This window comes from Phytohalomonas tamaricis, from assembly GCF_003012345.1.
GTDB lineage: Bacteria > Pseudomonadota > Gammaproteobacteria > Pseudomonadales > Halomonadaceae > Phytohalomonas > Phytohalomonas tamaricis.
Genome location: NZ_PVRV01000023.1, coordinates 230,796 through 247,061 on the forward strand (window position 1 = coordinate 230,796; position 16,266 = coordinate 247,061).

Annotated in this window: 17 protein-coding genes, 2 tRNA genes and 1 riboswitch; of the genes, 6 read left to right on the top strand and 13 right to left on the bottom strand. The window is 53.5% G+C overall.

From position 1 onward, the window contains the following. Positions 1–2: 2 nt before the first annotated feature. The 9 genes from moaC to C3Z11_RS12525 form a co-directional block, all read right to left on the bottom strand. Entirely contained in the window at positions 3–794 is a 792-nt protein-coding gene (gene moaC / locus C3Z11_RS12485; protein ID WP_106478285.1) for a cyclic pyranopterin monophosphate synthase MoaC, read from the bottom strand. Continuing rightward, entirely contained in the window at positions 791–2,071 is a 1,281-nt protein-coding gene (locus tag C3Z11_RS12490) for a bifunctional molybdopterin-guanine dinucleotide biosynthesis adaptor protein MobB/molybdopterin molybdotransferase MoeA (protein ID WP_317450677.1), read from the bottom strand. The genes moaC and C3Z11_RS12490 overlap by 4 nt, the downstream gene beginning before the upstream one ends. Next, positions 2,026–2,589, bottom strand: coding sequence for a molybdopterin-guanine dinucleotide biosynthesis protein B (mobB, locus tag C3Z11_RS12495; protein ID WP_106478286.1), 564 nt, complete (start codon positions 2,587–2,589; stop codon positions 2,026–2,028). The genes C3Z11_RS12490 and mobB overlap by 46 nt, the downstream gene beginning before the upstream one ends. A 156-nt stretch (positions 2,590–2,745) precedes the next feature. Next, positions 2,746–3,342, bottom strand: coding sequence for a molybdenum cofactor guanylyltransferase MobA (gene mobA / locus C3Z11_RS12500; protein WP_106478287.1), 597 nt, complete (start codon positions 3,340–3,342; stop codon positions 2,746–2,748). A 178-nt stretch (positions 3,343–3,520) separates the two neighbouring features. Then, positions 3,521–4,150 carry a uracil phosphoribosyltransferase gene (gene upp / locus C3Z11_RS12505; RefSeq protein WP_106478288.1) on the bottom strand — a complete coding sequence of 210 codons (630 nt, stop codon included), beginning with the start codon at positions 4,148–4,150 and terminating at the stop codon, positions 3,521–3,523. A gap of 240 nt (positions 4,151–4,390) precedes the next feature. Next, positions 4,391–5,089 (bottom strand): uracil-DNA glycosylase, encoded by a 699-nt coding sequence (gene ung / locus C3Z11_RS12510; RefSeq protein WP_106478289.1) that lies wholly within the window; start codon positions 5,087–5,089, stop codon positions 4,391–4,393. A 28-nt stretch (positions 5,090–5,117) separates the two neighbouring features. Beyond that, positions 5,118–5,606: a xanthine phosphoribosyltransferase gene (gene gpt / locus C3Z11_RS12515; protein WP_106478290.1), complete on the bottom strand. Its 489-nt coding sequence runs from the start codon at positions 5,604–5,606 to the stop codon at positions 5,118–5,120. 50 nt (positions 5,607–5,656) lie between these two features. Continuing rightward, the gene (locus C3Z11_RS12520) at positions 5,657–6,202 is read right to left on the bottom strand and encodes an adenine phosphoribosyltransferase (protein ID WP_106478291.1); all 546 of its coding nucleotides are present in this window, start codon (positions 6,200–6,202) and stop codon (positions 5,657–5,659) included. A gap of 238 nt (positions 6,203–6,440) precedes the next feature. Further along, positions 6,441–7,055 carry a riboflavin synthase subunit alpha gene (locus C3Z11_RS12525; protein ID WP_106478292.1) on the bottom strand — a complete coding sequence of 205 codons (615 nt, stop codon included), beginning with the start codon at positions 7,053–7,055 and terminating at the stop codon, positions 6,441–6,443. 150 nt (positions 7,056–7,205) lie between these two features. Continuing rightward, positions 7,206–7,282, top strand: a riboswitch (SAM riboswitch). A gap of 76 nt (positions 7,283–7,358) precedes the next feature. On the opposite strand from C3Z11_RS12525, the gene C3Z11_RS12530 reads away from it, so the two are divergent. From C3Z11_RS12530 to C3Z11_RS12545, 4 genes are all read left to right on the top strand, one after another. Further along, positions 7,359–8,402, top strand: a complete 1,044-nt coding sequence (locus C3Z11_RS12530; RefSeq protein ID WP_106478293.1) for a methionine ABC transporter ATP-binding protein — start codon at positions 7,359–7,361, stop codon at positions 8,400–8,402. Further along, positions 8,383–9,036, top strand: a complete 654-nt coding sequence (locus tag C3Z11_RS12535; RefSeq protein WP_106478294.1) for a methionine ABC transporter permease — start codon at positions 8,383–8,385, stop codon at positions 9,034–9,036. Before C3Z11_RS12530 ends, C3Z11_RS12535 begins: the two co-directional genes overlap by 20 nt. 74 nt (positions 9,037–9,110) lie before the next feature. After that, positions 9,111–9,944: a MetQ/NlpA family ABC transporter substrate-binding protein gene (locus C3Z11_RS12540; RefSeq protein ID WP_106478295.1), complete on the top strand. Its 834-nt coding sequence runs from the start codon at positions 9,111–9,113 to the stop codon at positions 9,942–9,944. Between the two features lie 76 nt (positions 9,945–10,020). Next, the gene (locus C3Z11_RS12545; protein WP_106478296.1) at positions 10,021–10,476 is read left to right on the top strand and encodes a GAF domain-containing protein; all 456 of its coding nucleotides are present in this window, start codon (positions 10,021–10,023) and stop codon (positions 10,474–10,476) included. Between the two features lie 73 nt (positions 10,477–10,549). On the opposite strand, the gene C3Z11_RS12550 is transcribed toward C3Z11_RS12545, so the two are convergent. From C3Z11_RS12550 to C3Z11_RS12565, 4 genes are all read right to left on the bottom strand, one after another. Continuing rightward, a tRNA-Val gene (locus C3Z11_RS12550) sits at positions 10,550–10,626 on the bottom strand. A gap of 37 nt (positions 10,627–10,663) precedes the next feature. Then, positions 10,664–10,740: transfer RNA gene (locus C3Z11_RS12555), tRNA-Val, on the bottom strand. 202 nt (positions 10,741–10,942) lie between these two features. Next, entirely contained in the window at positions 10,943–12,442 is a 1,500-nt protein-coding gene (glpK, locus tag C3Z11_RS12560; RefSeq protein ID WP_106478297.1) for a glycerol kinase GlpK, read from the bottom strand. A gap of 140 nt (positions 12,443–12,582) precedes the next feature. After that, positions 12,583–13,431 carry an MIP/aquaporin family protein gene (locus C3Z11_RS12565; protein ID WP_106478298.1) on the bottom strand — a complete coding sequence of 283 codons (849 nt, stop codon included), beginning with the start codon at positions 13,429–13,431 and terminating at the stop codon, positions 12,583–12,585. Between the two features lie 340 nt (positions 13,432–13,771). Here C3Z11_RS12565 and C3Z11_RS12570 point away from each other — a divergent pair, with 340 nt between their 5' ends. Next, a complete protein-coding gene (locus C3Z11_RS12570) occupies positions 13,772–14,539 on the top strand; it encodes a DeoR/GlpR family transcriptional regulator (RefSeq protein ID WP_106478299.1) in 768 nt (255 codons plus the stop codon). 166 nt (positions 14,540–14,705) lie between these two features. Continuing rightward, on the top strand, positions 14,706–16,214 hold the full coding sequence (gene glpD, locus C3Z11_RS12575; RefSeq protein ID WP_106478300.1) for a glycerol-3-phosphate dehydrogenase: 1,509 nt from the start codon (positions 14,706–14,708) through the stop codon (positions 16,212–16,214). The last annotated feature ends 52 nt before the right edge of the window (positions 16,215–16,266 follow it).

Consider the following 16,266-nt stretch of genomic DNA (forward strand, 5'->3'; position numbering starts at 1 on the left):
GATTAACCTCCCGTCACTGGCGGAAAGAAGGCCACTTCATCCCCAGGCTTCAGCATCGTATCAACAGAAACCATATCCTGGTTTCGTGCACATAATATGCGTGGGTTTTCCAGTGCCATGAAATCAGTATGGCGCGTGGTGAGCCAACGTTTTAAGGACACGATGTCAGGCGCGCCCAAATCTCCGAGTGAAACACTCAACTTCTCGACACCGATACGCTCTCGAAGTTCCGCAAAAAACAAAACGGTTACCGTCTTCTGGCTTTCCGCGCTTTTTTCTAGCGAGCTCTCGGGTAACGCTTTTGACGATACCTTATTCAGGTCATCGCGCACCCAATCACCGGATTTACCGCCTGTCTTTGACTCAACTCCGATGTCGCCAATAATCATGCCTTTATCGACCGCCTTGCACATGTCATACAGCGTCAAACAAGCGACCGATACAGCCGTCAGGGCTTCCATTTCCACGCCGGTACGACCATTCAGGCGGCATCGGGCAGAAACATGAACACAGGAATGTGTGTGATCAAGCTCAAACTCAATGCTGACTTTGGAAAGCATCAATTGATGGCAAAGTGGAATTAATTCATGCGTTCGCTTGGCGGCTTGGATACCGGCTATACGCGCCGTTGCCAATACGTCACCCTTGGGCAATCCGCCATCACTCAAAAGCGCAAGCGTTTCGGGCTGCATCGAGATTTTCCCGGTAGCTACCGCCTCACGCCGGCTTTCCTGCTTATCGGCGACATCCACCATATGGGCTTCGCCACGCGCATTGAGATGCGTCAACGTCATGTCAACTCTCCAAAGGGTTGTATAGTGACCCGCTCGCCGACAGCGACCTGCTCATGATGCTCATCAATTTCAATCAGGCAATTGGCACGCACCATCGATGTCAGGATATTCGATCCCTGAGCGCCGGTGGTACGCACGTGTAACTGCCCCTGCTCATCACAACGAAAAATACCGCGATGATAATCGATACGTTCGCGGCGGCTGTGCATCGGCTCATCGGCGATGGCCATAAATCGTTGAGGATACCAGTCCCGTTGCCCCATCATGTGGCGCAGCATGGGTTGAACGAATTGGATGAAGGTCACCATCACGGCCACTGGATTGCCCGGCAGTCCAAAAAAAGGCACAGATCCAATATGCCCAAACGCAAGCGGACGGCCAGGACGCAAAGCAATACGCCAAAGCCCTATATCACCTAATTCACATAGTACCGTTTTTATCCAATCAGCCTCTCCGACTGAAACACCACCAGACGTGATGATCATATCGGCCTGCGTACTGGCGGCCTGCAAGGCATCGCGAATCTTGCCCTCCTGATCAGGCAAAATACCCAAATCGATGACCTCCGCTCCTAGCTTCGTCAACAGGCCGTGTAGCGCAAATCGATTGGTATCATATATCTGCGCCTCAGCCAGCGGGGTCCCCGGCGCCCTCACCTCATCACCACTTGAAAACAATGCCACCCGAGGACGGCTGTACACCTTGAGCACAGCCATCCCCAATGATGCTGCAAGCCCCAAATGCTGCGGCTTTAGTCTCGTCCCCTGGGTCAAGGCCGTTTGTCCTTGGCAAATATCTTCCCCTGCCTGACGAACGTTCTGGCCTGGCACGACTTTTTCAGGCGCCAGCACGATGACATCATTACCGTTGAGTTCGACTTGCTCACGCATGACTACCGTGTCGGCACCTTCAGGCAATGGCGCCCCAGTCGTGACTCGCACGCATTCCCCGGGATTCAACGGGCCTGCAAAGCCATGCCCTGCCAATGCTACGCCTACGAGGCGAAAGCGATAATTTCCTTGCTGCCATGCCATGGCATAACCATCCATGGCTGAATTTGTATAGGCCGGCACATTGATGGGTGAAACGATATCGCAGGCCAACACACGTTCAAGTGCACAATGAAGTGCTACAGCTTCGATATCGAGCGGAGCAGGCATCATGGAGGAAAGAAGCTGATGCGCCTCTTCAACGGAAAGGCTACGGGGCGACATGCTAAAACAGCTAATAGTCATTCCCGCGGCCCCTGCCGCATCGTTACCCAGCGCGACGGCCATGCCATCATCCAATCAATGATGACATCATGATTATCCAGATCGAGACGTTCGATACCATGGGGCAACTCGACATCATCGGTCGTCGCTATCGCACGGATCCATTTGTCCTCGAAAGCACGTAGCGGTTTATCAACATTGCATCTAAACAGCTCCAGCTTGGGCATGTTCCATGCCTTGAAACCTTCGATCAAAATCATGTCCGGCGACAGGGGCTTTACCTGCTCTATGAGTTGAGACAAATCGGCCTCTTCCAGCTCAGGCGTTTCCATCATCAATGCAAACCGTCGCTTCGACGCCACCAGCATGGGCACCGCACCAGCTTGGCGTAAACGATGACTATCCTTACCCGGCGTATCCACATCAAATTCATGATGAGCATGCTTGATGACCGCCACGCGTAGTCCTCGCTCCCGCAGGCGCGGCAAGATAGCTTCCAGAAGTGTCGTTTTTCCAGTACCGCTCCAGGCCGCGATGCCAAGCACAGGAATATCAAGATGCGTCAAATCCAGCTTAGTCATGCCAGTCCTTCTTAAGTAAGGCCGTGTATTCACTCAGGACTTTTCAATCTTTGCCTTTAATACTGCTAGTCATTGCTTCCCACCAGAACAATACAACGGCATTCTCTGGCGGCAATCCTAGTCTAGTGGCTCAAAGCAGCTGCGATGCATGCCGTATCAGAGACGACCAGTAAGATGGGTTCGCTCTTCAGGCGTATTGATATTGGCAAACATGTCGGCATTATCAAACATTACCGCCACTTGGCGGTGGCGTGCATACCATCGGTTTATCTTACGCTCATCTGAGGCCAATAGGGCTTCCAGATCATCCACCAATGCGGTTCTAATCAGCGCAATGACCGGATGATCACGGTCATGATCACATGCATAAGCAATATCCGCATGCTGGGTATCGACTGCTTGTGAAAGAGAAGTGACGAGAGTATTGGGCAAAAGAGGTGTATCGCAAGGCACTACCAGCGTCCACGGCGTCCTAGACGCTTTCATTGCGCTATAGATACCCATCAAGGGGCCTTGAAAGCCTGCGTGAGCATCTTCAACCACCTCAACACCCAAGGCACGATATCGCTCCTGCGAGCGGTTGGCATTAATCAGCACATTATCGAGCTGGGTGCTTAAAAGACGAAGCATATGTTCGATCAAGGGACGTCCTTCAAAATCTACCCATCCCTTATCAACGCCTCCCATGCGGCGTCCCTGCCCGCCTGCCAGAATCACACCGGTTATCTGATCACGCTGAACCTGTTGAGGCATATGTTCCATAGCCTGTAATGATAGGTGTTGTTTATCCAATCGCCCATTAACCACTGCCAATCGGCATCTTTAATGATGACTATTTTGAAATTAGCAAGAAGCCGTATTCGTGAATACTGAATAGTCGTCATTATAAAAAAAGCCCCTAAACAGGGGCCTTTACCTTATTAACTGAAACTCAGCGCGTACCAAATATCTTATCGCCTGCATCGCCCAATCCTGGAACAATATAGCCATTTTTATCGAGCTTTTGGTCAACGGAAGCCGTATAAATATCAATATCAGGATGAGCCTTTTGTACGCGCTCAATGCCTTCAGGTGCCGCCACCAGTACAATAATCTTGATCTGTTGGCACCCCTTCGCCTTCAACATATCGAGCGTTGCTACCATCGAACCACCAGTCGCCAGCATGGGATCAATAACAAGTGCTAGACGTTCATCAAGGTCGCTGACGAATTTCTCAAAATAAGGTACTGGCTCCAGCGTTTCTTCGTCACGATATAACCCGACGACACTAATTCGCGCACTTGGCAGCAACGATGTCACACCATCAAGCATGCCAAGCCCTGCACGCAGAATCGGCACGATGGTCATTTTCTTGCCTTTGATATGCTCGATATCAACCGGAGCGCCACTCCATCCCTTAATCGTGGTCTTCTCCAACTCCAGACCCTTGGTCGCTTCATAGGTCAATAGCGTAGCGACTTCTCCCGCGAGCTCACGGAAACTTTTAGTGCTAATCCCCGAAGCCCGCATCAAGCCCAACTTGTGCTTGACGAGAGGATGATTGATAGCGTGGACAGTCATGACGGCAATTTCCTTGAGTAGAGCGGACCGCGATATTCAATAGTGTTCGAAGCGTACGGATTTATCTCACCTGACGTAGACATCGCGGCAATGATAGGCAAATTGCGCGCTATTCTAGCCTTTACTGGTAAACAGGTTAAGGCCTGTCACCGCGCTTTGGTTGAATGAGACAGATGAATAAGCGGATATATGATACAGCCCCCTCATCAACCCACTTACCAACGCCGAGCGCACTCGCGCTTACTCCATAACATCGGGCGTCTCAGGCAATTGCCAATCAATGGGCATATGCCCCCTTGAGCTTAGAAATTCATTGGTCTTGGAGAAATGGCGACAACCTAGAAAACCACGATGGGCGGAAAGCGGCGAGGGATGCGGCGCATGAAGTACATGGTGGCGCTGACGATCCACAAAAGAAGCTTTCTTTTGTGCGTAGCTGCCCCACAGCAAAAATACGACACCCTCACAGTGACGATTTATCGTTTCAATGGCTCGATCGGTAAACGTTTCCCATCCTCGTCCACGATGCGCGCCAGCATTACCTTGCTCTACCGTGAGCACACTATTGAGCAGCAAAACACCACGACGCGCCCAAGGTTCAAGAAAGCCATGCCTCACCGGCGCAAACGGGACATCGTCTGCTACCAGCTCTTTATAGATATTGACCAGTGAGGGAGGGATTGCCACGCCCGGACGCACAGAAAAACACAATCCATGCGCCTGGTGAGGGCCGTGATAAGGGTCCTGGCCAAGAATAACCACCCTAACGTCCTCCAAGGGCGTCAGCTCGAATGCACGAAACCAATCCTGCGAATGAGGGTATATCGTCTTGTGATTGTCCTTTTCAGCGCGCAAAAATGCCTTGAGCGCCTGCATATAAGGCTCATCAAACTCCTGCCCGAGATGGCGCGCCCAGCTGTCCGGCAAAGGCATACTCATCGTGTGACTCCCTTCACGCTCACGGTAATTACTTCTGGCGTGACTTGAGCTGGTCGACTAACGGCTCCACGAAGGAAATGCCCATGTCCCAAGGAAACTGAATCCATGTGTCCTGCGAAATTTCTGTCAGATATTGATCAACAAGCGGTTTACCTTCCGGCTTGGCATAGATCGTGACGAAATTAGCCTTGGGTAACATTTCGCGTACGGCCCGTGCTGTCTTGCCGGTATCAACCAGATCATCGACTAAAAGCCAGTCCTCACCGTCATGATCGATTCCTTTCAGGACATTCACTTCATCCTGATCCATATAGTCATAACTCTTGATACAAATCGTGTCGATCAACCTTACATTCAGCTCTCGAGCGATCAATGCTGCAGGAATCAATCCGCCCCGCGTAATCGCAATGATGCCTTTGTACTCACGCTCGATCAGGCGATGGCATAAGGCCCGCACATCACGATGAAGGCGGTCCCAGGAGATGGTGCAGTGTTGCTGATAGCGGTCAGCGCTCATGATGCTTGCCTATATAGGAACAAACCCGCATGTCAGCGGGCCTGAAAGAATTATTCGTTTTCAGTGAAAGAACAGACGGCAAAAACACTGTGCCCTTCGGCACGGATCTTCTCGGAACCGCCAATCTCAGGCAGGTCGATGATCGCTGCCGTTTCAACCACGTTACCGCCACTTCGACCAATCAGCTTGGCGGCGGCCAGCATAGTGCCACCGGTCGCGATCAGGTCATCCATGATCAGGATACGATCGCCTTCGCGAAACGCATCAGAGTGCAACTCCACCGTCGCCTCACCATATTCGAGCGTATAGGTTTCGCTAATGGTCTTGAACGGCAGCTTGCCTTTTTTACGTACCGGGACAAAGCTGCAGCCTAGCTCGTACGCTACCGGCGCCCCGATGATAAAACCGCGTGCATCGATCGCCGCAATCGCATCGAGATCCATCTCTTGATAGCGATGCACGAAGCTATCGATCAGCTTGCGAAACGCGGCGCTGTTCTGCAGTACCGGCGTAATATCACGAAAGTTGACGCCAGGCTCTGGCCAGTCACGCACGGTTCGAATGACGGACTTGATGTAATCGCCATAGATACTCATCAATGGGCTTCCTTGGAAACAGAAAAATGGCGCAACCGACGCCAGCCGGAACGCCTATCGATCATTAACGCCTGCCGATGAAGCAATGCGTTTCGTAACTGCCACGCTCAGGATACGCCTTGCGCCAGTCATATAGACTATCGCGGGAGCGCAAAAGGCGCTCATGTTACCCAATGAGAAAAAGGGAATCGAGCCTAGCGCATCATTCAAGCCCCATTAGGCACCTTAAGCATTGAACTTATACGTGGTGACGACTCGCCAATACTCTTTCCACGGTTTCGACAATTGCTTGCGTCTGCGGATCAACCTCAATGTTGACCATGCTTCCCTTTTCACGCTCACCCAGCGTAGTACGCGCCAGTGTTTCGGGAATCAGATTGACACAGAAACGGTTTTCCTCGGCTGCACCGATCGTCAGGCTGATCCCATCAATACCAATGTAGCCCTTCTCGAAAACAAATCGCATGTACTGTGACGGCATTTCGAACCACAAGCGGCGATTATTAGGCGCAACGTCAATAGACGTCACCTTGGCCATGCAGATGACATGACCCGACATGGCATGGCCACCAATCTCATCGCCGAACCGAGCCGCTCGCTCAATATTGATGTTATCGCCCACGTCAAGTTCACCGAGATTGGTTAAACGTAGGGTTTCTCGCATCAGATCGAAGCTGACCCGATTGCCCTCTACAGCAGTGACCGTCAGACAGCATCCGTTATGGGCGACAGAAGCGCCTAACTCAAGGCCATTAAGCATATGAGACGGCATTTCAATCACATGGGTTCGAAATGCTTCCTTCTCCTCAATGGCAACCAGTGTTGCCATACCCTGCACGATACCCGTAAACATATATTCTCCCTGACTCGCTGAGGCGCCTTAACAAAGGATTTCATGGCATAATCGTATTTTTTCAGTCTATTTTCCTGCCTATAACCTATATAGGCAAATCTTATGCCAGTCGCGTTGACAGTTTCAAAACCGATACATAAAATACGCCCAAATTCGTTTGGCGCCGATTTGAACCCGGATTGCGGGCGCCTTAGCAAGTTCCGCTAAAAGGGTGTGTCCAGCGTTGACAGCCACCCACCCGGGTGGCTTTTTTTAGCTTACCCTGTCCGCAATCGGTCTCGGCCCATAAAACCCGAGCCAGTCATGATCAAGCTTGAAAACGTCTCCAAAATCTATGGTCAAGGCAGCGGCGCTGTACATGCGCTGAAACCTGTCGACCTGCATGTCCCTAAAGGCAGCATTACCGGTGTCATCGGCACGTCCGGCGCAGGCAAGAGTACGCTGATCCGCTGCGTCAACCTGCTCGAACGCCCCAGCACAGGCCGAGTTCTTGTTGATGAACAGGATTTGACCGCGCTAAGCGAATCCGGACTGCGCAAGGCCCGCCATGACATCGGCATGATATTCCAGCATTTCAACCTGCTCAGTTCACGCACCGTGTTTGCTAACGTTGCCTTGCCTCTGGAACTGATGGGCATCACTAAACGTGACATTCGTGACCGTGTTCTACCGCTGCTCGAACTAACCGGGCTCTCCGACAAAGCCGCCAGCTATCCTGCCGAACTCTCCGGTGGGCAGAAACAGCGCGTGGCGATCGCCCGTGCGCTGGCCAGTCGCCCCAAGGTATTGCTATGTGACGAAGCGACATCGGCTCTTGATCCTCAGACCACCGCCTCGATTCTCACCCTGCTGCGTGATATCAATACCCAGCTCGGTCTGACCATCCTGCTTATCACCCACGAGATGGAAGTGGTCAAGACTATCTGCGATCAGGTGGCTTTGATAGCCAATGGTGAACTGGTCGAAACCGCTGAGGTCGGTGACTTCTTCACTGCACCTCGCACTCAGCTAGGACGCACCTTCCTAAATGATTATCTAGAGCTCGAACCGCCGCGTAACTTGCTTGAGCGTCTGCTTGAAGCGCCTGGCGAGCGTACTCATCCGATTGTACGGTTGGCATTTCGCGGTGATACGGCGTCAGCTCCGATCATTTCTCGGCTGTCACGTGAGTTCGATATCGAAGTCAGCATTCTCGAGGCACGTATCGAAGACATTCAAGGACGTACGCTGGGCCTGATGATTGCTGAGCTCATGGGGCCGACAGCCATCACTCAAGACGTTCTGACATTTTTAAACAAACTCGATCTTCACGTGGAGGTGCTCGGTCATGTCCAGCGCAATGATTGAACGCATCTGGAATTCCATTTTCGAGACGCTCTACATGGTGGCCGTTAGTGGCCTGATTTCAATCGCCATTGGCGTTGCGCTAGGCGTGGCACTTTATGTCACTCGCCCCCGCCAGATTCTGGCCATGCCGGCGTTGAATTCCGTGCTGAGCATTATCGTTAACGTTGGACGCTCCGTGCCCTTCATTATCCTGGCGTTGGCGATCGTGCCATTCACGAAATTGCTGGTCGGTTCGTTCATTGGCAATACGGCCGCTATTGTCCCGCTCACCATCGCCGCTATTCCCTTCGTTGCCCGCCTGATCGAAGGCGCGCTGAATGAAGTCCAGCCCGGCCTGATTGAAGCGGCCCAATCGATGGGAGCCACGCCGCGTCAGATCATCACCAAGGTGCTTTTGCCGGAAGCTCGTGGCGGTATCATAACCGGCGTGACGATAACGTTTATCGCATTGATCGGCTATTCGGCCATGGCGGGTGCTGTTGGCGCGGGCGGGCTCGGCGCCATCGCAATCAACTATGGTTATAACCGCTATAACTCTCTGGTGATGCTGATCACTGTAGCGATCATGGTCGTTCTCGTTCAGGGTATTCAAATGCTGGGCGATTATCTGGTGCGACGCGCCAACCATAAATGACCCAATAGGCAGGCCTCCGCTTTTGCGGAAATCATTCAAGGTAACGCGCTCACGCGCATCAAAAGGGAAAATGCATGAAGACATTAGCTCAAATAGCACGCCCGCTTCGCCTCGCCGGCGCCGCTGCACTGATCGCGGGCGCGGGTCTGCTGGCAGGCTGCGGTGACAAGGGCACTGAAGACACCAATACTGTCAAGGTCGGTACTATCGCTGGTCCAGAAACCGAACTAATGGAAGTAGCCAAGCAGGTCGCCAAGGAAAAGTACGACCTTAATGTCGACATCGTCGAGTTCAACGACTATGTCTCGCCTAACATGGCACTCGCTGACGGCAGCATTGATGCCAATGCCTATCAGCATGCCCCTTATATGGAAAGCATGGTCAAGGATCGTGGCTTCAAGTTCGCGATCGCAGGCAAGACCTTCGTCTATCCGATCGGCGCCTACTCCAAGCGCTTCGATAGCGTCGACCAGCTGCCGCAAGGTGCCAGCATTGCGCTGCCCAATGATCCTTCCAACGAAGCACGTTCACTGCTGCTGATGGACAAGGAAGGCCTCATCACGCTCAAAGATGATCAGAACGCGACCGCCACGCTGGATGATATCGCTGAAAACCCGCATGATTTCCAGTTCAAGGAAATTGATGCCGCTCAGCTGCCGCGCGCGCTGGACGATGTTGACCTCGCCTTCATCAACAATACCTTCGCCCAGCCGGCCGGCTTGAGTCTCAGCGAAGATGCGCTGATCAAGGAAGGCCCTGATTCGCCCTACACCAACCTGATTGTGGTGCGCGAAGGCGACGAGAACAAAGAGAACATCACCCATCTGGTCGAGGCTTTCCAGACCGATGCCGTCGCGGATAAGGCTAAGGAACTTTTCCAGGAAGCGGCCGTTCCCGGCTGGAAATAATTTCCGACGAGAATGAGCATTTTTTCACGGGGCCGGCACAGCCGGCCTTTTGCTTTCCACTAAGAGTTCAAACCTGATGACCGATTATGCTCTGCTTGGCCGCCAGCTCGAGATGCTGCTCGATACCCGTGATTGGATCACTAATGCGGCCCAAACGGCGGCCTTCATCAATGAGCAGATTCCTGACCTGAACTGGGCTGGTTTTTATCTTCACCGCCAGCCACAAACACTGCTGCTCGGCCCCTTCCAGGGCAAGCCGGCCTGTAACCCGATTCCTTTCGATAAAGGCGTTTGTGGCGCTGCTGCGCGTACCCGGCAGACCCAACGTGTAGCAGACGTTCATGCCTTTCCCGGCCACATTGCCTGCGACGCTGCATCGCGTGCCGAACTGGTCGTACCGTTGATCGTCAACGATGAGGTCTGGGGAGTACTGGATATGGATAGTCCACAACCGAATCGCTTCAGCGCAGAAGATCAATCCGGCATTGAGGCACTGTGTCGCATCTTTATTGCTGCGACTGATTTTACATAAATCAGCACAATAGCCGGAAAAACAAAAACCTCACCATTGGGCGAGGTTTTTTAAAAGCGCTTTGCTTTAAAACTGGTAGGACCGAGCGGATTTGAACCGCTGACCTCCACGATGTCAACGTGGCGCTCTAACCAACTGAGCTACGGTCCTAGAGCATCACAAGAGCAGTTCACAGCTAGGGTAAATATGGTAGGACCGAGCGGATTTGAACCGCTGACCTCCACGATGTCAACGTGGCGCTCTAACCAACTGAGCTACGGTCCTGCACTTCTGCGTAAGGTCTGCCCTTATCAACGCTGCGCTATTGTACTGATTCGTTTGAAGATTGCAACTGCGCGGCAACGAAATTCCCCCTATGGACACTGATACCATTCATGGCGTAGCCCAAAGGAGAAAGACCGATGCTTGGCGACACAGGGCTCGGCGCCATTTTACACCAAGCCAAGCCCTTGCCGGCTTACACCACTTACTTAACCTTGAACCCCATCGTTGCCTGCACAGCCTGACACCACCCTTCGTAAAGCGCCTCGCGCGTATCCTCCGGCATCGTCGGTTCAAAACGACGATCCGTCGCCCACTGCTGTGAGATTTCCTCACAACTTGTCCAAAAGCCAGTTGCCAGACCCGCCAGATAAGCCGCCCCCAGCGCAGTTGTTTCAGCCACCTGCGGTCGGCATACCGGCACGTTGAGAATATCGCTCTGAAACTGGGCCATAAAATCGTTGGCAATCGCGCCACCATCGGCGCGCAGCTCTTTCAGCGTGATGCCCGCATCGGCTTCCATCGCGGAGAGTACATCACGGGTCTGGTAGGCCATCGACTCTATCGCAGCGCGGATGAAATGTTCCTTGGTGGTACCGCGGGACAAACCAAACACCGCACCGCGCACGTCGCTGCGCCAATAAGGTGCTCCCAGCCCCACGAAAGCCGGCACCATATAGACGCCCCCATTGGTACCGGCACGCTCGGCATAAGCTTCCGAATCACTCGCCTTTCCGAACATGCGCAGGCCATCGCGCAACCACTGAACTACCGAGCCAGATACGAAAATGCTGCCTTCCAGCGCGTACTCCACCTTGCCATCTCGCCCGCACGCGATGGTCGTCAGCAGGCCATTGCTTGAACTCACCGCTTTTTCGCCGGTATTCATCAGCATGAAACAGCCAGTACCGTACGTATTCTTGACCATGCCCGGCTCGAAGCACGCCTGGCCGAACAGTGCAGCCTGCTGATCGCCAGCGACACCGGCAATCGGTACTTCGCTACCAAAAAAGTGATGCGGCAATGTATAACCATAGACCTCGCTGGAAGCCCGTACCTCGGGCAGCATGGCACGAGGAACATTGAGCATTCTCAGCAGCTCATCGTCCCACTGCAGAGCATGAATGTCATACATCAACGTGCGCGAGGCGTTGGTGTAATCGGTCACATGCGCCTTGCCACCCGTCAGGTTCCAGATCAGCCACGTATCGATGGTACCGAACAGCAGTTCACCGCGCTGCGCCCGCTCTTGCGCCCCTTCGACATGGTCAAGTATCCACCTCACCTTCGTGCCGGCAAAATAGGGATCGATCAGCAGGCCCGTTTTCTCGCGCACTATAGACTCGAACCCGTCCTGCTTGAGCTGGTCGCAGATATCCTTGGTCTGACGTGACTGCCAGACGATCGCGTTATGAATGGGCTGACCCGTTTTCTTGTCCCAGACGACCGCTGTCTCACGCTGGTTAGTGATGCCGATGCCAGCAATTTCCGAGGCATCGACCTGGGTGTTGTTCATCACTTCTGTCGCCGTCACCAGCACGCTGGTCAGGATTTCGCGCGGGTTATGCTCGACCCAGCCCGGCTGGGGAAATATCTGTTCGAATTCGTGCTGTGCCGTGCCAACGATATGCCCGTCATGATTGAACAGAATAGCTCGAGAGCTCGTGGTGCCCTGGTCGATCGCCAGAATGTATTTCTTATCCATAAGCCTGCTCCTTTAGCCATGAAGATCAGCAATTTTCACCTCAGCCGAACAGAAAACGCTGGATAGCGTTTCAGTCAGAACATCGACTTTGATGTCGGTATCAGCTCAGGTCGGTTTGCATAAAGAAAGGGTGATGCCCGTTACTTGGCCGGATCGCCAGCAAGCACATCATCAGCGCTACTTGTCTGGGCCGCCTCTTCCAAGGCGCGCACGCGTGCCGGCAAAAATGGATAGATCAGTAGCCGATAGGCACCTCCGCCGATCAAGCCGCCAATCAATGGGCCGATGATCGGCACCCACCAGTAATTGCCCGGCGAGGGAAGCGCAGAACTCCCCCAACCCGCGAAATAGGCAAACAACCGCGGGCCGAAGTCGCGTGCGGGATTGATCGCCCAGGCTTCCAGATAGCCCATCGACGCACCAATAATCGCGACGAGCAGACCGATCATCAACGCGCTGGAATTAGCCATGGGCGCCGTTTCGTTATACTGCTCGGTAATGGCAAAAATGCCGAAAAGCAAAAACGCTGTAAGGATGATTTCATCCAGCAAGGCGTGCATCGGCGTGATGGCAAGCCCCGGATGGGTAAAGAACACCCCGGCAGCGCCGCCTTCTGCCCGCGTGAGTCCTTTTACCTCATTGAAATGATCAATGACGGGTGAGAACAGGGTATAAACGATCATCGCCCCAACAAACGCGCCGACTACCTGTGCCGCCCAGTAGGGCACCACCTTTTTCCACGAGAAATCACGAAATACCGCTAGCGCAAGCGTGACCGCGGGGTTGGCATGGGTGCCGGAAACCGAGCCTGTAACGTAAATGGCCAGCGTGACGCTCAAGCCCCACGCCATGCACACCCCCCAGTAGGAAGTCATGTAGGGGCTGGGATCGTAGAGCACGTACATGCAGGCTACCGAATCACCAAATGCGATGATGATAAACGTGGCAACCGCCTCGGAAATCAGCTCTCCGACGAGTTGTCTATTCATGGCGTATCCTCCCGATGGAACGAGAGAAACGCATCAACGGCACGTTTTCGTCGTGCAAAATGTGAGCGGCTGGTGTCTTGATCAGTGGCCAGACTGTAAAATGACATGTTCGCTACCTCGGCGTGGTCAGTTGCGCTACAGTGCCCGCGTGTTCACTTTGGCGCTTTATGAATGCTAATTTTTCGCTTTCGAACATGCACAAATTATTCGCCTCGCCTTGGCATTACAAATGAAATGCGCACTTTGAACCTTAGACCATGGTCCAACACCCTTGACGCTCCTCATGCCATGAGACCCGTAGGCCCCGGCCAAAAGAAGGACTGACCGCTAGGAAACGAGTATGCCCCAGCACCATCGTCATACCGAAATCATCGATTTGATCAAGCGTCAGGGTTATGCCTCCATCGAGCAGCTGACGAAACACTTCAACGTAACGCCTCAGACCATCCGCCGTGACCTTAACCAACTTGCCGAGGACAATCTGATCCGTCGCGTCCACGGCGGTGCGGGCCTGATAGAGTCCAGTACGGTCAATGCTTCCTACAGCACTCGCAAGACACTTAACCTGGAAGCCAAGAAGCGCATTGCACGTTGTCTGGCAGAGCATATTCCCGATCACAGCTCGCTGTTCATCAACATCGGCACCAGCACCGAACTGGTCGCCGAGGCCTTACTCGCGCATCAGGGACTCGAGGTCATTACCAACAACCTGAACGTGGCGGCCATTTTGCAGCGCAAGGAGGATTTCAATGTCATCATCGCCGGCGGCATGGTCCGCTCACGTGACGGCGGGATCATCGGCGAAGCGACTATCGACTTCATCAAGCAGTTCAAGGTCGACTACGGAATCGTCGGCATCAGCGGAATAGACGAGGACGGCGCGCTGCTCGAATTCGATTATCAGGAAGTTCGCGTCGCGCAGGCCATTATCCAGAACTCCCGGCAAGTTTTTCTCGCCGCCGATCATTCCAAGTTTTCGCGCAACGCCGTCGTTCGTCAGGGTAATTTGAGTCAGATCCAGGCGTTGTTCACTGACCGCGCGCCTCCGCAGCCGATTCAGGACCTAATGCGTGCTCATGACGTCGCTCTGCATCTGGCCGCGGACTGATTGCGTCTATTCGGCACGACACAAGATATCGAATCGGAAGACACCTCGTACCGTTCATGACAAGAGGGAGAAGCGTTTGCGCACTTGATGTTCGTATGAACATGCTTTATGTTCATTTCCGAAAACACATTCGCCGCTAAGGCCCTTGATCAATGCGGAGAGGCACATGTCTTCCCAGCATCCTGAAATTCTCGATCTATTCGTTATCGGTGGCGGTATCAACGGCACCGGTATCGCCAATGATGCTGCAGGGCGCGGATTGAGCGTCGCTCTCTGTGAGCAAGCAGATCTCGCCAGTGCAACCTCATCAGCGTCAAGCAAATTGATTCATGGTGGGCTGCGTTACCTTGAGCACTATGAATTCCGTTTGGTGCGTGAAGCGCTGCATGAACGTGAGGTTCTGCTTGAGAAGGCGCCTCATATCGTGTGGCCATTGCGCTTCATTCTGCCGCACCGGCCTCACCTGCGTCCGGCCTGGATGCTGCGTGCTGGACTGTTTCTTTATGACCACCTCAGCCACCGTGACAACCTACCCGGCGCTAAAGCCATCAAGTTCGACAACATCAACCCACTGCAGCCGTCGATCAGGAAAGGCTTCGAATATTCCGACTGCTGGGTAGATGATGCACGTCTGGTCGTATTGAACGCGCTGCAGGCACGCGATGCCGGTGCAGAGATACTGGTGCGCACCCGCTGCACCAATGCCGTCGAAGAAAACGGGGTCTGGAAAATCACCCTGGAAAACACCCTGACAGGCGAGACGCTTAACCGCCAGGCCCGTGCGCTGGTCAATGCCGCAGGTCCATGGGTCGAATCATTCATTCGCGGCAAGACGTCGCGCAAGCCACGTTATGGCATCAAGATGATCAAGGGCAGCCATATCGTCACCAAACGCCTCAATACTGATGATCGTGCCTACATCCTGCAGAACAAGGACAATCGCATTGTTTTCGTACTGCCCTATCAGGAACACTACAGCCTGATAGGTACGACTGACGTCAGCTACGACGGTGATCCGACGAAAATCAAGATCAGCGATCAAGAGATCGATTATCTGCTTGATGTCATCAACACGCACTTCCGCGAACCGATCAGTCGTGATGACATCGTCACCAGCTACTCAGGCGTCAGGCCATTGTGCGATGACGAATCCAGTGACCCTTCCGCGATGACGCGTGATTACACGCTTGATCTCGACGGTTCACCGGAGAAAAAGAGCGCGCCAATGCTGTCGATCTTCGGCGGTAAAATCACCACATTTCGCAAACTATCCGAAGCGGCGATGGCCCAGCTTGCCCCCTTCTTCCCAGCCATGGGCAAGCCATGGACTGCAGAAGCCAAGCTGCCAGGTGGCAATATCCCGGGCCGGCTCGAATACGCTGCAGCACTGGAAAAATACTATCCGTTCTTAGGCAAAGAGCGCGCCGTGCGTTATGCCTCAAGCTACGGCACGTTATGTGAACATTTCCTGGAAGGCACCACCTCGGCCGACGATCTAGGCGAAGATTTCGGCGCAGGCCTGACACAGGCTGAGGTTGATTATTTGGTGAGTAACGAGTGGGCTCATGATGTTCAGGATATTCTCTGGCGTCGCACCAAGATGGACTTGCGCCTGAACAGTGAACAGAAACGCCATCTAGCAGATTATTTACAGAAGCAAGCCGTAGCCGCTTGATGCTTCACGCGTCCAAACGCAAAACGCCCCGACATGTCGGGGCGTTTTCATG

Bases quoted from the DNA above. Each gene is read 5' to 3' on its own strand.
- C3Z11_RS12530 (WP_106478293.1), top strand. From the start codon at position 7,359: ATGATCAAGCTTGAAAACGTCTCCAAAATCTATGGTCAAGGCAGCGGC.
- gpt (WP_106478290.1), bottom strand. From the start codon at position 5,606: ATGAGCGCTGACCGCTATCAGCAACACTGCACCATCTCCTGGGACCGC.
- glpD (WP_106478300.1), top strand. From the start codon at position 14,706: ATGTCTTCCCAGCATCCTGAAATTCTCGATCTATTCGTTATCGGTGGC.
- mobA (WP_106478287.1), bottom strand. From the start codon at position 3,342: ATGCCTCAACAGGTTCAGCGTGATCAGATAACCGGTGTGATTCTGGCA.
- C3Z11_RS12545 (WP_106478296.1), top strand. From the start codon at position 10,021: ATGACCGATTATGCTCTGCTTGGCCGCCAGCTCGAGATGCTGCTCGAT.
- C3Z11_RS12540 (WP_106478295.1), top strand. From the start codon at position 9,111: ATGAAGACATTAGCTCAAATAGCACGCCCGCTTCGCCTCGCCGGCGCC.
- C3Z11_RS12535 (WP_106478294.1), top strand. From the start codon at position 8,383: ATGTCCAGCGCAATGATTGAACGCATCTGGAATTCCATTTTCGAGACG.
- C3Z11_RS12490 (WP_317450677.1), bottom strand. From the start codon at position 2,071: ATGGCCGTCGCGCTGGGTAACGATGCGGCAGGGGCCGCGGGAATGACT.
- C3Z11_RS12525 (WP_106478292.1), bottom strand. From the start codon at position 7,055: ATGTTTACGGGTATCGTGCAGGGTATGGCAACACTGGTTGCCATTGAG.
- upp (WP_106478288.1), bottom strand. From the start codon at position 4,150: ATGACTGTCCACGCTATCAATCATCCTCTCGTCAAGCACAAGTTGGGC.
- C3Z11_RS12570 (WP_106478299.1), top strand. From the start codon at position 13,772: ATGCCCCAGCACCATCGTCATACCGAAATCATCGATTTGATCAAGCGT.
- mobB (WP_106478286.1), bottom strand. From the start codon at position 2,589: ATGACTAAGCTGGATTTGACGCATCTTGATATTCCTGTGCTTGGCATC.
- C3Z11_RS12520 (WP_106478291.1), bottom strand. From the start codon at position 6,202: ATGAGTATCTATGGCGATTACATCAAGTCCGTCATTCGAACCGTGCGT.
- moaC (WP_106478285.1), bottom strand. From the start codon at position 794: ATGACGTTGACGCATCTCAATGCGCGTGGCGAAGCCCATATGGTGGAT.
- glpK (WP_106478297.1), bottom strand. From the start codon at position 12,442: ATGGATAAGAAATACATTCTGGCGATCGACCAGGGCACCACGAGCTCT.
- C3Z11_RS12565 (WP_106478298.1), bottom strand. From the start codon at position 13,431: ATGAATAGACAACTCGTCGGAGAGCTGATTTCCGAGGCGGTTGCCACG.
- ung (WP_106478289.1), bottom strand. From the start codon at position 5,089: ATGAGTATGCCTTTGCCGGACAGCTGGGCGCGCCATCTCGGGCAGGAG.